Source organism: Pseudomonas maumuensis (assembly GCF_019139675.1).
Taxonomy (GTDB): domain Bacteria; phylum Pseudomonadota; class Gammaproteobacteria; order Pseudomonadales; family Pseudomonadaceae; genus Aquipseudomonas; species Aquipseudomonas maumuensis.
In genome coordinates this window covers 3018832-3035474 of record NZ_CP077077.1, presented here as the reverse complement: position 1 = coordinate 3035474, position 16643 = coordinate 3018832, and the positions used below count along the sequence as shown (strand labels likewise).

General features: G+C 64.6%; 15 protein-coding genes. 9 read left to right on the top strand and 6 right to left on the bottom strand.

Annotated elements, in window-relative coordinates; all coding sequences use genetic code 11:
- Positions 1-46 precede the first annotated feature (46 nt).
- Positions 47-856 carry a substrate-binding periplasmic protein gene (locus tag KSS90_RS13650; protein WP_217865976.1) on the top strand — a complete coding sequence of 270 codons (810 nt, stop codon included), beginning with the start codon at positions 47-49 and terminating at the stop codon, positions 854-856.
- 117 nt (positions 857-973) lie between these two features.
- Positions 974-1654 carry an alpha/beta hydrolase gene (locus KSS90_RS13645; RefSeq protein ID WP_217865975.1) on the top strand — a complete coding sequence of 227 codons (681 nt, stop codon included), beginning with the start codon at positions 974-976 and terminating at the stop codon, positions 1652-1654.
- 1 nt (position 1655) lies between these two features.
- Here KSS90_RS13645 and KSS90_RS13640 read toward each other — a convergent pair whose 3' ends face one another.
- Positions 1656-1937 (bottom strand): hypothetical protein, encoded by a 282-nt coding sequence (locus KSS90_RS13640; protein ID WP_217865974.1) that lies wholly within the window; start codon positions 1935-1937, stop codon positions 1656-1658.
- A gap of 319 nt (positions 1938-2256) precedes the next feature.
- Here KSS90_RS13640 and KSS90_RS13635 point away from each other — a divergent pair, with 319 nt between their 5' ends.
- Positions 2257-4344, top strand: coding sequence for a putative bifunctional diguanylate cyclase/phosphodiesterase (locus tag KSS90_RS13635; RefSeq protein ID WP_217865973.1), 2088 nt, complete (start codon positions 2257-2259; stop codon positions 4342-4344).
- Here KSS90_RS13635 and KSS90_RS13630 read toward each other — a convergent pair.
- Positions 4341-4604 (bottom strand): DUF1652 domain-containing protein, encoded by a 264-nt coding sequence (locus KSS90_RS13630; RefSeq protein WP_217865972.1) that lies wholly within the window; start codon positions 4602-4604, stop codon positions 4341-4343. The two genes, KSS90_RS13635 and KSS90_RS13630, sit on opposite strands and share 4 nt — an antisense overlap.
- A 292-nt stretch (positions 4605-4896) precedes the next feature.
- On the opposite strand from KSS90_RS13630, the gene KSS90_RS13625 reads away from it, so the two are divergent.
- Entirely contained in the window at positions 4897-6126 is a 1230-nt protein-coding gene (locus KSS90_RS13625; RefSeq protein WP_217865971.1) for a pyridoxal phosphate-dependent aminotransferase, read from the top strand.
- Here the strand turns inward: KSS90_RS13625 and KSS90_RS13620 are convergent.
- Together KSS90_RS13620 and KSS90_RS13615 are read right to left on the bottom strand one after the other, a co-directional pair.
- Positions 6043-6699 carry a DUF1345 domain-containing protein gene (locus KSS90_RS13620; protein ID WP_217865970.1) on the bottom strand — a complete coding sequence of 219 codons (657 nt, stop codon included), beginning with the start codon at positions 6697-6699 and terminating at the stop codon, positions 6043-6045. The genes KSS90_RS13625 and KSS90_RS13620 overlap by 84 nt on opposite strands.
- Before the next feature lie 69 nt (positions 6700-6768).
- A complete protein-coding gene (locus KSS90_RS13615) occupies positions 6769-7950 on the bottom strand; it encodes an NnrS family protein (RefSeq protein WP_217865969.1) in 1182 nt (393 codons plus the stop codon).
- A gap of 215 nt (positions 7951-8165) precedes the next feature.
- Here KSS90_RS13615 and KSS90_RS13610 point away from each other — a divergent pair, with 215 nt between their 5' ends.
- Positions 8166-9080 carry a site-specific integrase gene (locus KSS90_RS13610; protein ID WP_217865968.1) on the top strand — a complete coding sequence of 305 codons (915 nt, stop codon included), beginning with the start codon at positions 8166-8168 and terminating at the stop codon, positions 9078-9080.
- A gap of 28 nt (positions 9081-9108) precedes the next feature.
- Here KSS90_RS13610 and KSS90_RS13605 read toward each other — a convergent pair whose 3' ends face one another.
- The gene (locus KSS90_RS13605; protein ID WP_217865967.1) at positions 9109-10287 is read right to left on the bottom strand and encodes a type II secretion system F family protein; all 1179 of its coding nucleotides are present in this window, start codon (positions 10285-10287) and stop codon (positions 9109-9111) included.
- Between the two features lie 11 nt (positions 10288-10298).
- Positions 10299-10724 (bottom strand): type II secretion system major pseudopilin GspG, encoded by a 426-nt coding sequence (gspG, locus tag KSS90_RS13600; protein WP_217865966.1) that lies wholly within the window; start codon positions 10722-10724, stop codon positions 10299-10301.
- A gap of 184 nt (positions 10725-10908) precedes the next feature.
- Here gspG and KSS90_RS13595 point away from each other — a divergent pair, with 184 nt between their 5' ends.
- The 4 genes from KSS90_RS13595 to KSS90_RS13580 all read left to right on the top strand — a co-directional run bounded on the left by KSS90_RS13595 (position 10909) and on the right by KSS90_RS13580 (position 16551).
- Positions 10909-11508 carry a lytic transglycosylase domain-containing protein gene (locus tag KSS90_RS13595; protein ID WP_217865965.1) on the top strand — a complete coding sequence of 200 codons (600 nt, stop codon included), beginning with the start codon at positions 10909-10911 and terminating at the stop codon, positions 11506-11508.
- A 416-nt stretch (positions 11509-11924) separates the two neighbouring features.
- Positions 11925-13373, top strand: coding sequence for a sensor histidine kinase (locus KSS90_RS13590; protein WP_217865964.1), 1449 nt, complete (start codon positions 11925-11927; stop codon positions 13371-13373).
- A 288-nt stretch (positions 13374-13661) separates the two neighbouring features.
- Complete coding sequence (locus tag KSS90_RS13585) at positions 13662-15155, top strand: sensor histidine kinase (RefSeq protein WP_217865963.1); 1494 nt, start codon at positions 13662-13664, stop codon at positions 15153-15155.
- Entirely contained in the window at positions 15124-16551 is a 1428-nt protein-coding gene (locus tag KSS90_RS13580) for a sigma-54-dependent transcriptional regulator (protein WP_217865962.1), read from the top strand. The genes KSS90_RS13585 and KSS90_RS13580 overlap by 32 nt, the downstream gene beginning before the upstream one ends.
- The last annotated feature ends 92 nt before the right edge of the window (positions 16552-16643 follow it).

Genomic DNA, 16643 nt, shown 5'->3' with positions numbered 1-16643 from the left:
GTAGGGCCACGTTTTCGGTGGCGTAATCCATTGCACGAGGAGCGCCATGAGCGGACGTTGTCTGGGCCTGTCTGTAGGGTTGTCGTGCCTGCTGGCCATGGTCCCGAAGCTCGGTTTCGCCGCCGACAACTGTCAGTACCTTACCGCTACCGGCAACCCGGAGTACCCACCTTATCTCTGGCGCGACCCGCACAATCCCGAGCAACTGATCGGCGCCAATGCCGACTTGCTGAAGCAGGTGGCCAGGGACCTCGGCCTGGTGGTGGACGTGGTGTACGTCGGGCCATGGTCCAGGGCCCAGGAGGAAGTGAACAGCGGGCGCATCGACATGCTGGCCGGCTACTTCCGCACCCAGGCCCGGGAACTGCTGACCGACTTCATCAGCCCGCCATTCCTGTTCAATTCCAGCGTGGTCTGGGTGCGCAAGGGTGAAGGCTTCGTCTACAGCGACTGGTCCGACCTGAAAGGACGACGTGGCGGGACGCTGGTCAACAATAGCCATGGCCAGGCGTTCGACGACTACGCCCGGGCGCAGCTCAATCTCGAAGCGGTGCCCAGCGTTACCCAGGCCTTCCAGAAGCTGCTGCTCAAGCGCAGCGACTACGTGATCTTCGAGCAGTACCCCGGCATGGCCCTGGCGCGCACGCTGGGTAAGGAAAAGGAGCTGGAGGTACTTGAGCCGCCGGTATCCAGCGAAGGGCTGTACCTGGCGCTATCGCACAAGTCGGGTTGCAACCAGCCGGCGCTGCGCGAACAGCTGGCGCGCAAGATGAAAGAGCTGGTGGCGGGTCCGCTGCCCGAACGGCTGGTAACCGAGAACCTGGAACGCTGGCAACGTCAGCAGGCGGGGCAGTGAGTCGTTCGCTTCAATGGCCGCTGTCTCGCACGACACTTTTGATCTAAGGCCGACCGTTGAGGGGCCTATGCTGTTGTGGCGAATCAATCCTTGTTTCTCTCACGAAGGTACTCATTCATGAGCAAGCCTACAGTCGTGCTGGTACACGGTTTCTGGGGCGGGGCCGCCCATTGGGGGAAGGTGATCGTCGAGTTGGCGCGCAAGGGCATTAAAGACGTGCGCGCCGTGGAGCTGCCACTGACCTCCTTGGCCGACGATGCCGAGCGTACCCGCAAGATGGTGGCCCAGGTACAAGGCGAGGTGCTGCTGGTGGGGCACTCCTACGGTGGCGCGGTGATCACCGAGGCTGGCAACGCCGCGAACGTGAAGGGGCTGGTCTATATCGCGGCATTCGCCCCTGACGCAGGCGAAAGCCCAGGCGGCCTGACGCAGCAGCATCCGCCTGTCGCGGCAGCGAACCTTGCGCCGGACAGCGATGGCTACCTGTGGATCAACGCCGACAAGTTCCACGAAAGCTTTTGCCAGGATCTGTCGGCGGATGAGGCATGGGTCATGGCGGTGACGCAGAAGGCGCCGCTGGCGAGCACCTTCGGTGACGCCATCAGCGACCCGGCCTGGAAGCACAAACCTTCCTGGTACCAGATTTCCAGCCAGGACCACATGATCGCCCCAGCCAACCAGCAGATGATGTCGGCACGCTTGCGGGCACGCAAGGTCATCACCCTGGATGCCAGCCATGCATCGCTGGCTTCACGTGCATGGGAGGTCGCCGCGCTGATCGAAGAAGCGTTGGGCTAGTTCAGCTCTTGCACTTGGCCACGACGACCTGACAGGTGCGCGGCGTGCCCCCGGACCTGCCGGCGTAGCGCATGCAGCTGTCCAGTGACTTTCTGCTCGCCGTGGCCAGTGTCGGGCCGAACGCCAGGCCGCCTTCGCCGCTGCTGGGCAAGGCCTTGGCATAGCAGTTGGAACCTTGGGCGGCGTAGCGGGCGCTGGGGTGCTTGTTCGAACAACCGGTCGTGACCGACAGGGTGATGGCGAGCAGGGCGAGCGGCACTGCATGCCTGGGCAGGGTGGCCATTGCAGGCTCCGGGAACGGCGTGGTGGTGTGCTGAGCTTAGCTGGAGTCGCTTCGCTTGGCTCGGTGTTTCTCGTAGTCAGGGATCTGCAGGAGCGTGCCAGATCGATGGCTTTGCCCGCGAACCGCCATGAGCAGAAGCGAACGACAAGTGGCATTATGCCTTCAGTTGTTCGCGCAAACGCTCTAACCCCTTCACTGTAGGTCTTTCGAGCGGTTTTTGGATCCATCGCGAGGCGCGAAAACCCCGTGCGTTTCGGCAAAGCTTGAGTACAATCATCGGCTTTTCCCGGGCTTGCCCGGTACGATCCTGGAACTGCGAATGTTGATCGGTAGTTACTCCTCCTCGCTGGTGTTGATCTCGCTGTGCGTGGCCATCCTTGCTTCCTACACGGCCTTGGATCTGACTGGGCGCATCGCCACGGCCAAGGGCCGTGCGGTGTACCTGTGGATGGGAGGTGGGGCGCTGGCCATGGGGATCGGCATCTGGTCGATGCACTTCATTGGCATGCTGGCGTTCAGGTTGCCCATCGAGCTAGGTTACGACACCGCCCTCACAGCACTGTCACTGTTGATCGCGGTGGCGTCCTCGGGCTTCGCCCTGTGGTTGGTGAGCCAGCCAAAACTACCGTGGCTGCAATTGGCATTCGGTGCCCTGATCATGGGCACCGGCATCGCCTGCATGCACTACATGGGCATGGCCGCACTGCGCATGCAGCCGGGTATCGACTACGACCCGACGCTGTTCGGCGCCTCGCTGGCCATCGCAGTGGGCGCTTCGGCCGCAGCGCTGTGGATCGCCTTCCGCCTGCGCCAGCACACACCCTATGTGCGGCAGATCCGTGGCGTGGCGGCGGTGGTGATGGGCATCGCCATCGTCGGTATGCACTACACCGGCATGGCCGCGGCCAATTTCCCGGCCGGCAGTTTCTGCGGCGCGCTGGCCACGGGGTTGGCGGGCGACGGCCTGGACTATCTGGTGCTGATCACCACCTTGGCGGTGCTGGCGGTGGCGCTGCTGACTTCGGTGCTCGATGCCCGGCTGGAGGCGCGCACTGCGGAACTGGCGCGCTCGCTGACCCTGGCCAACCAAGAGCTGACTCAACTGGCACTGCACGACACCCTGACCGGGCTGCCCAACCGCACGTTACTCGCCGACCGCATCGACCAGGCTATCGGCCGGGTGGCGGAGCAGGGCGGGTGCTTTGCCCTGATGTTCATCGATCTGGATGGTTTCAAGCCCGTCAACGATGCTTTCGGCCATCATGTCGGCGACCAGCTGCTCAAGGCAGTCGCTGCGCGTCTGCGTGGCCATTTGCATAGCCAGGACACCTTGGCGCGTATCGGTGGCGACGAGTTCGTGCTGCTGGTGGAGCTGGACGAGCCGGACGATGCCATGAACGTCGCGGTCAAGCAGGTCAACTTGATGGCCAGGCCGTTCCGCGTGGTCGAGCACGACCTGCAGTTGTCGGCGAGCCTCGGCATCGTGCTGTACCCAGGCAATGGCCTGGATCAGCACGAACTGCTGCGCAACGCCGACGCCGCCATGTACCACGCCAAGAGCGCCGGCAAGAACGGCTATAGCTTCTTCGATGCCTCGATGAACAGCAACGCGCGCCAGCAACTGCAACTGCTGCAGGACCTGCGTACGGCCCTGGACCAGGGCCAGTTCCGCCTGCACTACCAGCCCAAGTTCGACGCCGTGCAGCGCCAGCCCATTGGCGCCGAGGCATTGCTGCGCTGGGAACACCCGCTACATGGCCTGATGCTGCCGGACCGCTTCATCGGCCTGGCGGAAAAGACCGGCTTGATCATCCCGATTGGCGAGTGGGTGCTGGGCGAAGCCTGCCGGCAGATGCGCCAGTGGCTGGAACAGGGCAATGAAGAATGGCGGATCGCGGTCAACCTCTCAGCCATCCAGTTTTGCCACGCCGGGCTGGTCGACAGCGTGGCCCGCGCGCTGGAGGAAAATGGCCTGCCGCCCAACCGCCTGACCCTGGAAATCACCGAAACCACCGCCATGCGTGATGCCGACGCCAGCCTGCATGTGCTGCAGCGCCTGTCGGACATGGGTGTGGACCTGTCCATCGACGATTTCGGCACCGGCTATTCCAGCCTGATGTACCTCAAGCGCCTACCGGCCAACGAACTGAAGATCGACCGTGGCTTCGTGCGCGATCTGGAGCAAGACAGCGATGACGCAGCGATTGTCTCGGCCATCGTCGCCCTGGGCCAGGCGCTGGGCTTGCGCATCGTCGCCGAGGGGGTGGAAACCGATCGTCAGCAGGACTTCCTGACCCGGCTGGGTTGCGATTCGCTGCAGGGCTACCTGCTCGGCCAGCCGGTGCCGCCGGAGCAGTTCATGAAGGGATTGCAGGCGCTCAAGGCGCGCCAGGCCCAGGAGGGCTAAACCGCGCTGCGTAGTGGGCTGGCCAGCAGATCGAAGGTCTCCATCTCGGCTTCCACGGCCTCGATGATCCGCTCGACATCGGCGGCGGGCATGACGGTGGCGCAGGGGATGCCGGCAATCGCCAGCAAGGTCTCGCCAGTGGCGCGGTCGAACAGCCGGGCGACCATGCTGCGCGGGGCATCCATGCTGGCCTCGAAACCCAGCGGGTGGAAATGCCAGCGCATCACCTGGCAGGCGTTGGGGAACGTCATCTTGTTCATGCCAGCCTCCTTGTTCGTGAACGTGGTGATTGCAAAGCGGTAGCAGGTTAGGCCGTCCTGGCCGTCAGGACTCTAACCTTAGCACCTGCCATGGCAGTATTCGCTGGAAAATATGGCAGATGTACTAATGCATGACGGCGGTCACAGTCCTGTCACGATGAACGGTGGGCGCGCAGGGGCCAGGCAAACGTTTTCCCCGTGGGTCGGCGCCTGGCAGCCAGCAGCGCTCTGCTATGTTTACCGTCAGCGCTTTTCGGACCAGCGGCGCCGGCTGGCAGACAGGGAGACAGTCATGCGTTATTCCACGCTCACCCAGCGCATCGTCGGCCACGCAATCGCGGCCTGGGATATCCATTACCAGGCCTTGGAGCAGCGTCGGCAGGGGCGTGAAGTCTTCCTATTGTCGGTAGGTGACCCGGATTTCGACACGCCACTACCGGTGGTCGAGGCCGCGATCGCCAGCTTGCGCCGCGGCGAAACTCACTACAGCGACGTGCGCGGCAGCCTCGCACTCCGCCAGGCCGTCGCTCGACACAGCCAGGTAGCCCTCGACCCCGAGCGGGTGGTGGTGACCGCTGGGGCGCAGTGCGGACTGTACGCGACCTTCCAGTGCCTGTTCGAAGCGGACGACGAGGTGATCGTCGCCGAGCCCATGTACGTCACCTATCACACCGTGTTCGGTGCCTGTGGCGCGCGCGCCGTACAGGTGCCGGTGCGCCCAGAGCAGGGCTTTCGTCTGGACCCGGCGGCGGTGGCGCGGGCGATTACGCCACGCAGTCGCGGGTTGTTGCTCAACAGCCCGCACAATCCCACGGGGGCGGCCATCGACCTGGCCGACCTCAAGCGTCTGGCGCGGTTGTGCCAGGAACACGACCTGTGGCTGATCTGCGACGATGTCTACCAGTCACTGCTCTACGACGGCGAGGCACCGAACCCGCTGAGCCTGGCGGGCATGGCCCAGCGCTGTGTGTCGATCGGCAGTTTGTCGAAGTCCCACGCCATGAGTGGCTGGCGTGTCGGCTGGGTGATCGGTCCGCCGTTGTTTGCCCAACACCTCGGCAACCTGGTGATGAGCATGCTGTTCGGCCTGCCGGAGTTCGTCATGCAGGCGGCTTGCGTAGCCCTGGATCAGGCTCAAGGCGAGGTACGGCGAATGCGCGAGGTGTACCGAGCGCGGCGCGACCGGGTGTGTACCTTGCTCGAAGGTTGCCCCGGCATCCATGCGCATCGGCCAGTGGGAGGCATGTTCGTGATGCTCGATATCCGTGGCACCGGGCTCAGCGCCCAGGCATTCGCCCAACGTCTGTTGGACGAGGAGGGCGTGGCTCTGCTACCGGGCGATGGTTTCGGACCCAGCGCAGCGGGACATGTGCGGCTGGGATTGGTGCTCGAGGCGCAGGTGCTGGCACAGGTATGCCGGCGCATCCGCAACTGTGCTTCACGCGCCTTGGCCGAGCAGCCCGGCAGCGATATTGATGGTGAAGCCCAGGATCGCCGTATTGAACACGAAGCCTACCAGTGAGTGGGCCAGCACCACCCGACGCATGGCCCGGCCGCCGACGCCGATGTCGGAGGTCTGTACGGCGACGTTGATGGTGAACGAGAAGTAGTGGAAGTCCCAGTAGTCCGGGTTGCGCTCGCCGTCGGCGAAGCGCAGCGGTGGTTCATGGCGGTCGCCGGTGTAGAACAGCCGGGCGTAGTGCAGGCTGAAGATGCAGCCGATCAGCAGCCAGGAGCCGGCCACCGTCAGCCCGGTGTACAGGTAGTGCAAGCCCAGCGTACTGCCCTCCAGGCCGCGGCTGGACACCAGTTGCAGGGTGACTGCCGCCAGGCTGGCGATGGCCGAAACGCACACGGTGATCAGCACCAGGCCGGCGTTTTCATCTTCGATGCGGGCGACCTTGCGTACCCGCTCGGCATTGGCCCGCAGGCTCAGCCACAGGACCATGGCGAGATAGAGCCAGACGCCGAGGTTCCAGCCGACAAGGACATGCTGCACGGCATCGCCGGAGGGGATCAGCCAGCCACCGAGCAGGCCGGCCAGGGTGGCGATGCTCAAGCGCGGGTGGGTGCGGGTGAGGTGGTGGAAGGCCATGCGGTCCCTTCGCCAGTGAACGTGGCTTCAACTGTAGACCAGATGCGGCCCTGGCGCGGGGCATGCCCGTTAGCCCGGCATGCCGTCCACTCGCGGCCGCAGCAGGATCGGCAGGTAATGCCAGAGGAACAGCAGCAGTGCCACGCTGGCGAACGACACCGACAATCCCAGCCCCAGCGGGGTGAACGCTGCCACCACCACGCGGGCTAACGCCGCCAACTGAATCAACGCAAATGCCCAACCCACGCTGCGGGGTACCTGAAGCGGTCGCCCGGTATGCCCCAGACTGACCCGTGCCATCATCGCCACGATCAGTCCTGTCATGGCGCCGACCGTCAGGGCGTGGGCGGCAAGGCTTGGGTTGATCGCCACTTCGACATGCCATAGCGCCAGCCCCAGGCAGGCGGGAATCAGCCAGGCATAGGCCAAGTGCAGCGACCACAACAGCGGAACCCGCCATAGGCCACGGTCATGCCACAACGCCAGGCGCACACCATGCAGTACCGCAAGGGCGGCGAACAGCACGGCCATCAGGGGTTGTGGCGCGTCGTTGAGCCCAAGTGCATAGGTCAGCGGCAGCGCCACGCTGCCTAGCAGGCAGGCGCGGTCCAGCCAGGGTCGAGCCGGTGCCGGGCGCATGTTGCCCAGGCCACGGCGGGTGAAGAACGGGATCACCCGCCCGCCGATCACGCTCATCATCGCCGCCACCAGCCACAGGCCGGCCAGTACACCTCGTTGTTGCCACACGGGGTTGTCTTGCAGCCAGCCCGCCAAGGTCAGCCACTGGCAAGCTGCGATAAGCAGCACCAGGCCGACGATGGGGTAGTTGTTGCGCAGTCGGCGCTGGATGATCGGTCGCGCCAGAGTCAGCGCCACCAGGGGCAGGAAGGCGCCTTCGATCAGCACCAGTAGCCAGGCGGGCAAGGGCAGGAACCAACCCGCTCGGCCCAGGAGCCAGAGCAGGAACAGCCCCTGCAGCGGTCGCCCGCTCAGGCCGGGGATACCACTCCAGTTCTGCACGGCCGTGAGCAGAAAGCCGGCGACGATGGCCACCGCGAAGCCGAACAGCATTTCATGGCGGTGCCAGGCGAGCATGCCGCCGGCCGGGTTGAGCTCGAACGCACCGACGAGCACGCCGGCCCACAGCAGCAGGGCGATCAGCGCGAACAGGCTGCCGCCGAGGAAAAAGGGTCGGAAACCCAGGGCCCAGATGGCCTGACGTGGGCGGGCGGTGATCGGCTGGACGAGCATGGCAAGGACCTTGGTTCGATTGAAACGGTTGAATGGGGTACCATCACGAACCGTGCCAGCGTTCAAAGCCTTTGAATATCAAGGTGATGGCACTGTTTGTAGTCATTATGACGCTTTATCTTTGTAGTCTTTTTGACCTTAATCATGGTTTAAATGACTCGCTTTGCGCCGCCTCGCCTTTAGCGTCAGGGCGGCCTTGCTACAGGATCCCCGTTGTGACCGATCTCCTGCGCAATCCGCTGCTGCAGTACCTCGCCCGTCTGGCCCCATCCAGCCAGTTGACCATGCGCTACATCCTGCAGGACGCCGCCGACCGCCTGGGGTTTGCCGACTGCGATATCGCCGAGGTGCCCTGGCACCGCCTGGAGCCTGGCCATGTGATCGCCCTGGTCGCGGCGCTGCGCGCCGATGGTTATGCGCCCAACACGTCGTCCTTGTACGTCAATGCCGTGCGCGGGGTGATGAACGAGGCCTGGCGCCAGGGCTTGATCGAGCACGAACAGTTGTTGCTGATCCGCGAGGTCAAGCCCGCCGGCGGTAGCCGCCTGCCACCGGGGCGCAACCTGCGGCGCAGCCTGATCCGCGAGCTGATGGACGTGTGCGCCGCCGACCCGCGCCCGCAGGGCGTGCGCGACGCGGCGATCCTGGCGTTGCTCTATGGCACCGGGATGCGCAAGTCCGAATCGGTCGACGTGAACCTGGATCAGGTAGATTTTCAGGAGCGCAGCGTGCAGGTGCTGGCCAAGGGTAATCGTCAACTGGTGAAGTACGCCCCGGCCTGGGCCTTCGACAAGCTGCAGGCCTGGCTCGACCTGCGCCGCCAGCACCTGGTGGCTGGCGAGCGCGACGACAGTTTTCTGTTCAACCGTATCCGCCGTGGCAGCCACATTACCCGCGCGCGCATCACCAAGCATGCTATCTACTACATCGCCCGCCAGCGCGGGGCGCAGGTGGGGGCGAAGATCATGCCCCATGATTTCCGCCGGGCGTTCATCACCCGGGTGATCGAGGAGCACGACCTGTCGATCGCGCAGAAGCTGGCGCACCATGCCAACATCCAGACCACCGCGAGCTATGACCGGCGCGATGACAACGAGCGGCGCAGGGCGGTGGAGCAGTTCGACTATTGAGCCGTTGCGTGCTGGGGATCGCTTGGCTTCAGTGAATGCTCGATGCCAGCTCGAAGATCGGCATGTACATCAGGATCACGATCAGCCCGATCAGCAGACCGATAAAGGTCATCAACAAGGGCTCGAACAGCTTGACGAACCATTCCACCCAGCGACCGATCTCCTGGTCGTGGAAATCCGCGCAACGCTCGAGCATTTCGCCCAGGTTGCCCGATTGCTCGCCGGCACGCAGCAGGCGCAGCGAAACCGGGGTCACCAGTTGGCCGGCCTGCAGCGCATCGGACAACGGCAGGCCCTCGGCGACCCGTAGACCAGCCTGCTCCAAGCCCTCGGCCGCGGTGTTGCCCAGCAGGCCGCGGGCCATGCCCAGCGCGGTGAGGATGGGGATGCCGCCTTGCAGCAGAATCCCCAGCGAACGGTAGAAGCGCGCCAACTCATACATCACCAGGCGTTGGTGCAGCGCGGGCAGTCGGCGTAGCAGGCGGCTGGCGCCACGGCGCACGGCTGGGTGGCGGCGTAGGACAACCAGGGTGCCGACACTGGCAAGCGTACACAGCCCCAGGGGCAGTTGCTGGGCATGCAGGAACAGGCCGATGCGCATCAGTACCCGCGACAACCATGGCAGCTCGGTGCCCATGCCCTCGAACACCAGGCTGAAGCGCGGCACCACGTAACCCAGCAGGAACAGCACCACGCCACCACCCACCAGCAGTAGCAGCAGCGGATACACCGAAGCGCCGACCAGCTTCTGGCGGACCAGGTCCAGCCGCTGGCGATAGCCGATGTAGCGGGTGAGCGCGTCGCCGAGGGCGCCGGTGCGTTCGCTGGACTGCACCAACGCCACGTACAACGCCGGAAACACTCGAGGCTGTTGGGCCAGGGCCTGGGACAGCGAGCGCCCCTCATAGAGCTGGCGCACCAGTTGCTCCAGGGTCTTGCGCGCGGCGCCGCCAGGGGCTTTCTCGGCCAGGCTTTCGAGGGCGTCGATCAACGGCAGCCCGGCGCCGAGCAAGGTGACCAGTTCCTGGCTGAACAACATCAGGTCGAACGTCGCCGCGCGCCGGCGCCAGGCCAGGCCCTGGCTGCGCACGCTGAGCACGCGCAAGCCCTGGTCCTCGGCCTGGCGCCGGGCCTGGTCGCGGTCCTCGGCCTCCACCTGCAATTGCACTACGCCCTGGCTTCCCAGGGCCTTGAGCTGATAGCGCATGGTCGGGCTCCTTATTGCCAGCTGGTGATCTCGGCGTTTTCGCCGTCACCGCCGGGCTGGCCGTCCTTGCCCATCGACAGCAGGTCGTACTCACCGCCGTTTTCGCCGGGCTGTTTGTAGATGTAGGGGCGACCCCAAGGGTCTTGTGGCACGGCCTTCTGCAGGTAAGGGCCCGACCAGCGTGTCTCCCCGCCGGGGGCGACCACCAGGGCCTGCAGGCCCTGTTCGCTGCTGGGGTAGTGGCCGACTTCCAGGCGGTACAGGTCCAGAGCCTTGCCCAAGCCCTCTATCTGTGCCCGTGCCACCTTGGCCTCCGAACGGCCGAGCTGGCTGAAGTACTTGGGCGCGACGATGCCGGCCAACAGGCCCAACACCACCAACACCACCAACAATTCGAGCAGGGTGAAGCCGCGTTGGCTACGGATGCTGCGCTGCATGGTGAAACCCTCCGTTGCGTTTGTCCCTGCCATGCAACAGCCATGCACGTCTGCGTCGGGCCCTTGCGCCATGGGCCACAGCGGGCGGCACGCGGCTTGCGTCGTAGTCGAAAAGCCCGGATTGGCGGGGCATTTCCCCCACATCGGGGGCCACTCTCGAGTGTTTGGGCCGGAGGCGAGCGACATGCGTGGACTGATCGTGGGGCTGGCGGCGGGCCTGATGGTGTTCGGCGCCCAGGCCGACATCTACATCTCCAGTGATGGCAAGGGCGGCTTCGTGCTGTCCAATGTGCATCGGCCAGGGCGGCACTACGACCGCGTGGTCAGCGAACGCGCGACAGCAGGCGGGCCGATCGATGCGCAACTGATCACCGGACGGCCCTATGCAGACCTGGTGGCGGCCGCCGCGCTGGCCCATGGAGTGCCCCAGGCGTTGCTGCACGCGTTGATCAAGGCCGAGTCCGGCTATAACCCCAAGGCTCGCTCGGCCAAGGGCGCGGCGGGGTTGATGCAACTGATGCCGGACACCGCGAAGGCGATGGGCGTCAAGGATGTGCTCGACCCGCAAGCCAACGTGCAGGGCGGGGCACGCTACCTCAAGCGCATGCTCCAGCTGTTCGATAACGACATCACGTTGGCGGTGGCAGCCTACAATGCGGGGCCCGAGGCGGTACTCAGCCGCGGGCGGGTGGTGCCGCCGTTCGCCGAGACCCAGCGCTACGTGCCGAATGTGTTGCGTGACTACCGGCTGCTGCGCGGGTTGGCTGGGGATGCGCCGCTTTGAGGGGCAAGGTGTTCACCGTGATTCTTGCAGCGCCTGTGAAATCGAGCGCCGCCCGCGCGGCGCATCGCTGGCAAGCCTGCTCCCACATCTGTTTCGGGCAAGTCTGTCCTGTGAAGTTGTCACTGTCCGCCCTGGTGCATGTCTTGAGACAAGCCGGACGCCAGTAATGCCCACGCTGAGACCGTGTCGTACCCACAAGGCGTACAGCCGCGGCGGCGCAGGCATAACTGGCCCGAAATAAATGTGGGAGCTGGCTTGCCAGCGATGCGCCGCGCGGGCGGCGCTCGATCTTACAGGCGCTGCAAGGGTTGCGGCGAGCACCTGGCGGCCCTCACGCGATCAATCGCCTCGCCTCACCCATGCTTTCCCCAGCTTTGGGCTATAACCTCTAGAGGTGCCCTGCCGCGGAGCCCGCCATGGACCTCGCCCCCCGTCCCGACACAATGCTGCCCGCCGAAGCCGGCCAGGCGCGCAAGCCGTTCAACCTGCTGCGCTGGTACGCCTGGGTCAGCCTGGCGATCATCTTGTCGGTGGGGGTTGGCCTCGGTCTGATCTCCAGCCGCTTCATCATCGACGAGAGCGTCGAGCGCGATGCTTTGCTCACCGCCCAGTTCATCACCTCCATCGCCGACGCCGAGGTGCGCCATGTGTCGATCCCCAACGTGCGCACCATGGGCGAGCTGCTCGACCCACGCACCGACCATGCCTTGCCCGACGTCGACCCCGAGGCTCGGCGCCGGGCCCGAGGCGAGTTCCTCGACCATATCGCCCACCTGCCGGACATGCTCCTGGCCAATATCTACGCCCCCGATCGCACGGTGATCTGGTCGAGCAACCCGGCGCTGATCGGCAAGCTGATCGAATCGGACGATGACCTCGACCGGGCCTTCGAGTACAGGATGCGGGTATCGGCCAGCTACCACGACTTCGAGCAGGCGCGCAGCGAGCAGAAGTTCGTCACCCCACCCGAACAGCTGTTCATCGAGAACTACATCCCGTTGTTCGACGCTGACGGCGAGAACGTCACGGCCATGGTCGAGATCTACAAGGAGCCCCACGACCTGATCGTACGCATCGAACACGGCCTGCTGCTGATCTGGCTGGCCATCGCCGTGGGCGTCGGGCTGGTGTATGTCGGCTTGTACGGCATCATGCGCCGCGCTGCCAGGCTGATGGCGGTGCAGCAGAAGCGGCTGATCGGCAACGAAACCTTCGTGGCTCTGGGCGAGGTGTCGTCGGCGGTGGCCCACAGCCTGCGCAACCCCTTGGCCAGCATCCGCTCCAGCGCCGAGCTGGCCCAGGCCTTCGACGATGGCCCGGCGCAGAAGAACATCAACGACATCATCAGCCAGGTCGACCGCATGTCGCAGTGGGTGCGCGAGCTGTTGCAGTCGCTGCGCCCGCTCAGCGACGAGGCCGTGCCGGTGGATGTGGCGCAGAGCCTGCGCGACAGCTTGCAGGCGTTTGCCCTGGTGCTGGAGCGCGGTGGCGTGCGTCTGCTGCTGCCTGAGCTGCCGAATGTCAAGGTGCTGGGGCAGCCGGCGCTGCTCGGGCAGATCTTCAGCAGCCTGATCGCCAACGCCCTGGAGTCGATGGAGGCCGGTGGCGAGCTGCGCGTTGAAGTGGTGCGTCACGACCGACGCAACCTGAGCCTGCGGCTTTCGGACACTGGCAAGGGCATGAACGAGCAACAGCAGCGCTTGGCGTTCCGGCCATTCTTTACCACCAAGCAAGGCGGTGTTGGCGTGGGGCTGATGCTGGTGAAGAGGAGCATGGAGCGCTTCGGTGGCTCAGTGCGCTTGAGCAGTCGCGAAGGAGTGGGGACGCGGGTGCTGTTGAGTTTTCGCGTGGCCAAACCTCTATAAATCACTATAGAAATACATTTTAAGTTATTGATTTTTATAGAAAATATATTTTGGGTGATCTTTACCCAAAATTGGGGAACTATCCAAGACTCAGTCTTAATAAATTGATTTAACTATATGATTTTAAATATAAATTATTTTGGTGACATTGACTGGCTGGCTTCTTGCTACATCACTCTTGGCCCTAGCCTGACACCTTGGGCCAAGGCTTCATGAAGTCATTTTGCTACCACTGGTAGCAGCAGCGTGCCGATGAGCCTCATCGGCCTTCCAGGTGGGAACGACGTGATGCAGACGCTCGAAAACGATGCCCACGACAAGGCCGTGCCTCCCGTCAGCGGGCTGCCCACGCCGCTGCGCGAGTTCAACCTGCTGCGTTGGTTCTCGCTGGTCAGCCTGCTGATCATCGCCTCGGTCGCCGGAGGGCTGGGGTATGTGTCGACGCGTTTCGTGGTGCAGGACAGCGTCGAGCGCGATGCCATGCTCACTGCGCAGTTCATCCAGGCCATGGCGCAGGCCGAGGTGCGGCACTCGCAGCTGCCGCCGGGCATCACCATGGGCGAGTTGCTAGATCCGCGCCTCGACCAGCAGCACTTGCAGTTCACGCCGCAGTTGGCCGAGTCGACCCGGGTAGAGTTCCTCGACCACGTCGAGCATCTGCCCGACACTTTGCTGGCCAATGTCTATGCCCGTGACCGCACGGTGGTGTGGTCGACCAACCCGCACTTGATCGGCAAGCGCATCGATGAAGATGACGACCTGGAACACGCCTTCCGCTCGCGCAAGTCGGTATCGGCCAGCTACCACCAGGCCGATGAAGACCGCGAAGAACAGAAGTTCCAGCGCGAGCCCCGGCACCTGTTCATCGAAAACTACATCCCGCTGTTCGACAGCCAGGGCGAGCAAGTGCTGGCCATGGTCGAGATCTACAAGGAGCCCCAGGACCTGGTACGGCGTATTCACCGTGGCTACGTGCTGATCTGGGCCTCCACCCTGGTCGGCGGGGCGCTGATCTACTTTGGCCTGTTCTGGATCGTGCGCCGTGCCGCCAGCCTGCTGCATCACCAGCAAGACCGCCTGGTGGCCAGCGAAACCTATGTGGCCCTGGGCGAGATGTCCTCGGCGGTGGCACACAGCCTGCGCAACCCGCTGGCCAATATCCGTTCCAGCGCAGAACTGGCCCAGGACATCGCCAGCCCGGCGGCGCAGAAGAACATCGGCGACATCATCACCCAGGTCGACCGCATGTCGCGCTGGGTCCGCGACCTGCTGGTGTCGCTGCGCCCGACCAGCGACGAAGCCGAGTCGGTCGACCTGGTGGCGGCCGTCGAGGATGCGCGGCAGGCCTTCGCTCCGCAGATCGAGCGCAACAACGTGCGCTTCGCCTTCGACGGGCCAGCGACGCAATGGGTGGCCAGCCAGCCGTTGCAACTGACGCAGATCCTCAACAGCCTGTTTGCCAACGCCCTGGAGGCCATGCCCCAAGGTGGCGAGCTGCGCGCCGAGGTGCGCCAGCTGGAGGGGCAGCAGGCGCAACTGCAGCTCAGCGACACCGGCAAGGGCATGAGCGAGCAGCAGCGGCGCATGGTGTTCAAGCCGTTCTTCACCACCAAGCAAGGCGGCCTGGGTGTTGGCCTGGCCCTGGTCAAAAGGATCATGGAACGCTTTGGCGGCGCGGTCGAACTGACCAGCCGCGAAGAGGAAGGAACCCGCGTCAGCCTGACTTTCAATATTGCAGCGGGAGGGGACCATGGAGCACAGCATCCTGGTGGTCGAGGATGATGAAATCCTTGCCGACAACATTCGCACCTACTTGAGCCTCAAGGGTTTCGAGGTCACGGTGTGCCACAGCGCGGAACTGGCGCTGGAGCAGATCAAGCGCGCCCGGCCCGATGCCGTGCTGACCGACAATTCACTGCCCGGCATGAGCGGCCACGATCTGTTGCGCACGCTGGTGGCGCAGGCGCCGGAGCTCAAGGTGATCATGATGACCGGCTACGGCAACGTCGAGGACGCCGTGTTGGCCATGAAGGAGGGCGCGTTCCACTACCTCACCAAGCCGGTGGTGCTGGCCGAGCTCAAGCTGATGCTGGAAAAGGCCCTGGCCGCCGAGCGCATGGAGCGCACGCTGTCGTTCTACCAGGAGCGCGAGGCGCAGAAGTCCGGCTTGCAGGCCTTGATCGGCGAGTCGCCGGCCATGCTCGAGCTCAAGCACACCCTGCGTCAACTGCTCGACGCCGAGCAGCGCATGGCCAGCGGTGACCTGCCGCCAGTGTTGGTCGAGGGCGAGACCGGCACCGGCAAGGAGCTGGTGGCGCGCGCCCTGCATTTCGACGGCAGTCGGGCCAAGGGCCCGTTCATCGAGTTCAACTGCGCTTCGATCCCCGCCAACCTGCTGGAGGCCGAGCTGTTCGGTCATGAGAAGGGCGCGTTCACCGATGCCAAGGAGCGCCGCGTGGGCCTGGTCGAAGCGGCCGATGGCGGCACCCTGTTCCTCGACGAAATCGGTGAGATGGACCTGGTGCTGCAGGCCAAGCTGCTGAAATTGCTGGAGGATCGCACCATTCGCCGTATCGGCGCGGTCAAGGAGCGCAAGGTCGACCTGCGAGTGATCAGCGCCACCAACTGCAACCTGGAGCAGATGGTCCAGCAGGGCAAGTTCCGCCGCGACCTGTTCTTCCGCCTGCGCATCATTGCCCTCAAGGTGCCGCGCCTGTTTGCCCGTGGCCAGGACATCCTGCGCCTGGCGCGGCACTTCCTGGCCCATCACGGGCGGCGCTACGGCAAGCCCAACCTGCGCTTCTCGGCCGAGGCCGAGGCGCTGATGCTGGGTTACAGCTGGCCGGGCAACGTGCGCGAACTGCGCAACATGCTCGAGCAGACGGTGCTGCTGGCGCCCAGCGAGGTGATCGGCGCCCACCAGTTGAACCTGTGCATGACGCTGATCGACGAGCCGCTGGCGCAGCCGGCGCAGGTGCTGGCATTCGAGGTGCCACGCCACGAGCCACCGGCAGCTGCCAGCCTGCCGGACATGGAGCGCGACATGGTCTGCCGCACCCTCGACCGCACCGACTGGAACGTCACCAAGTCGGCACGGTTGTTGGGGCTGTCGCGGGATATGCTGCGCTACAAGATCGAGAAGCTTGGGTTGACCCGGCCGGACAAACGGCAATGGTGAGCGGGCGGGCTGATTGCCTGTCAGTTTCGCGTTTGTGGGGCTGCCATGCAGCCCATCGCCGGCAAGCCGGCTCCCACAGGGATAGCGCTTGG

Bases quoted from the DNA above. Each gene is read 5' to 3' on its own strand.
- KSS90_RS13640 (WP_217865974.1), bottom strand. From the start codon at position 1,937: ATGGCCACCCTGCCCAGGCATGCAGTGCCGCTCGCCCTGCTCGCCATC.
- KSS90_RS13650 (WP_217865976.1), top strand. From the start codon at position 47: ATGAGCGGACGTTGTCTGGGCCTGTCTGTAGGGTTGTCGTGCCTGCTG.
- KSS90_RS13615 (WP_217865969.1), bottom strand. From the start codon at position 7,950: ATGCTCGTCCAGCCGATCACCGCCCGCCCACGTCAGGCCATCTGGGCC.
- KSS90_RS13625 (WP_217865971.1), top strand. From the start codon at position 4,897: ATGCGTTATTCCACGCTCACCCAGCGCATCGTCGGCCACGCAATCGCG.
- KSS90_RS13630 (WP_217865972.1), bottom strand. From the start codon at position 4,604: ATGAACAAGATGACGTTCCCCAACGCCTGCCAGGTGATGCGCTGGCAT.
- KSS90_RS13620 (WP_217865970.1), bottom strand. From the start codon at position 6,699: ATGGCCTTCCACCACCTCACCCGCACCCACCCGCGCTTGAGCATCGCC.
- gspG (WP_217865966.1), bottom strand. From the start codon at position 10,724: ATGCAGCGCAGCATCCGTAGCCAACGCGGCTTCACCCTGCTCGAATTG.
- KSS90_RS13595 (WP_217865965.1), top strand. From the start codon at position 10,909: ATGCGTGGACTGATCGTGGGGCTGGCGGCGGGCCTGATGGTGTTCGGC.
- KSS90_RS13645 (WP_217865975.1), top strand. From the start codon at position 974: ATGAGCAAGCCTACAGTCGTGCTGGTACACGGTTTCTGGGGCGGGGCC.
- KSS90_RS13605 (WP_217865967.1), bottom strand. From the start codon at position 10,287: ATGCGCTATCAGCTCAAGGCCCTGGGAAGCCAGGGCGTAGTGCAATTG.
- KSS90_RS13585 (WP_217865963.1), top strand. From the start codon at position 13,662: ATGCAGACGCTCGAAAACGATGCCCACGACAAGGCCGTGCCTCCCGTC.
- KSS90_RS13590 (WP_217865964.1), top strand. From the start codon at position 11,925: ATGGACCTCGCCCCCCGTCCCGACACAATGCTGCCCGCCGAAGCCGGC.
- KSS90_RS13635 (WP_217865973.1), top strand. From the start codon at position 2,257: ATGTTGATCGGTAGTTACTCCTCCTCGCTGGTGTTGATCTCGCTGTGC.
- KSS90_RS13580 (WP_217865962.1), top strand. From the start codon at position 15,124: ATGGAGCACAGCATCCTGGTGGTCGAGGATGATGAAATCCTTGCCGAC.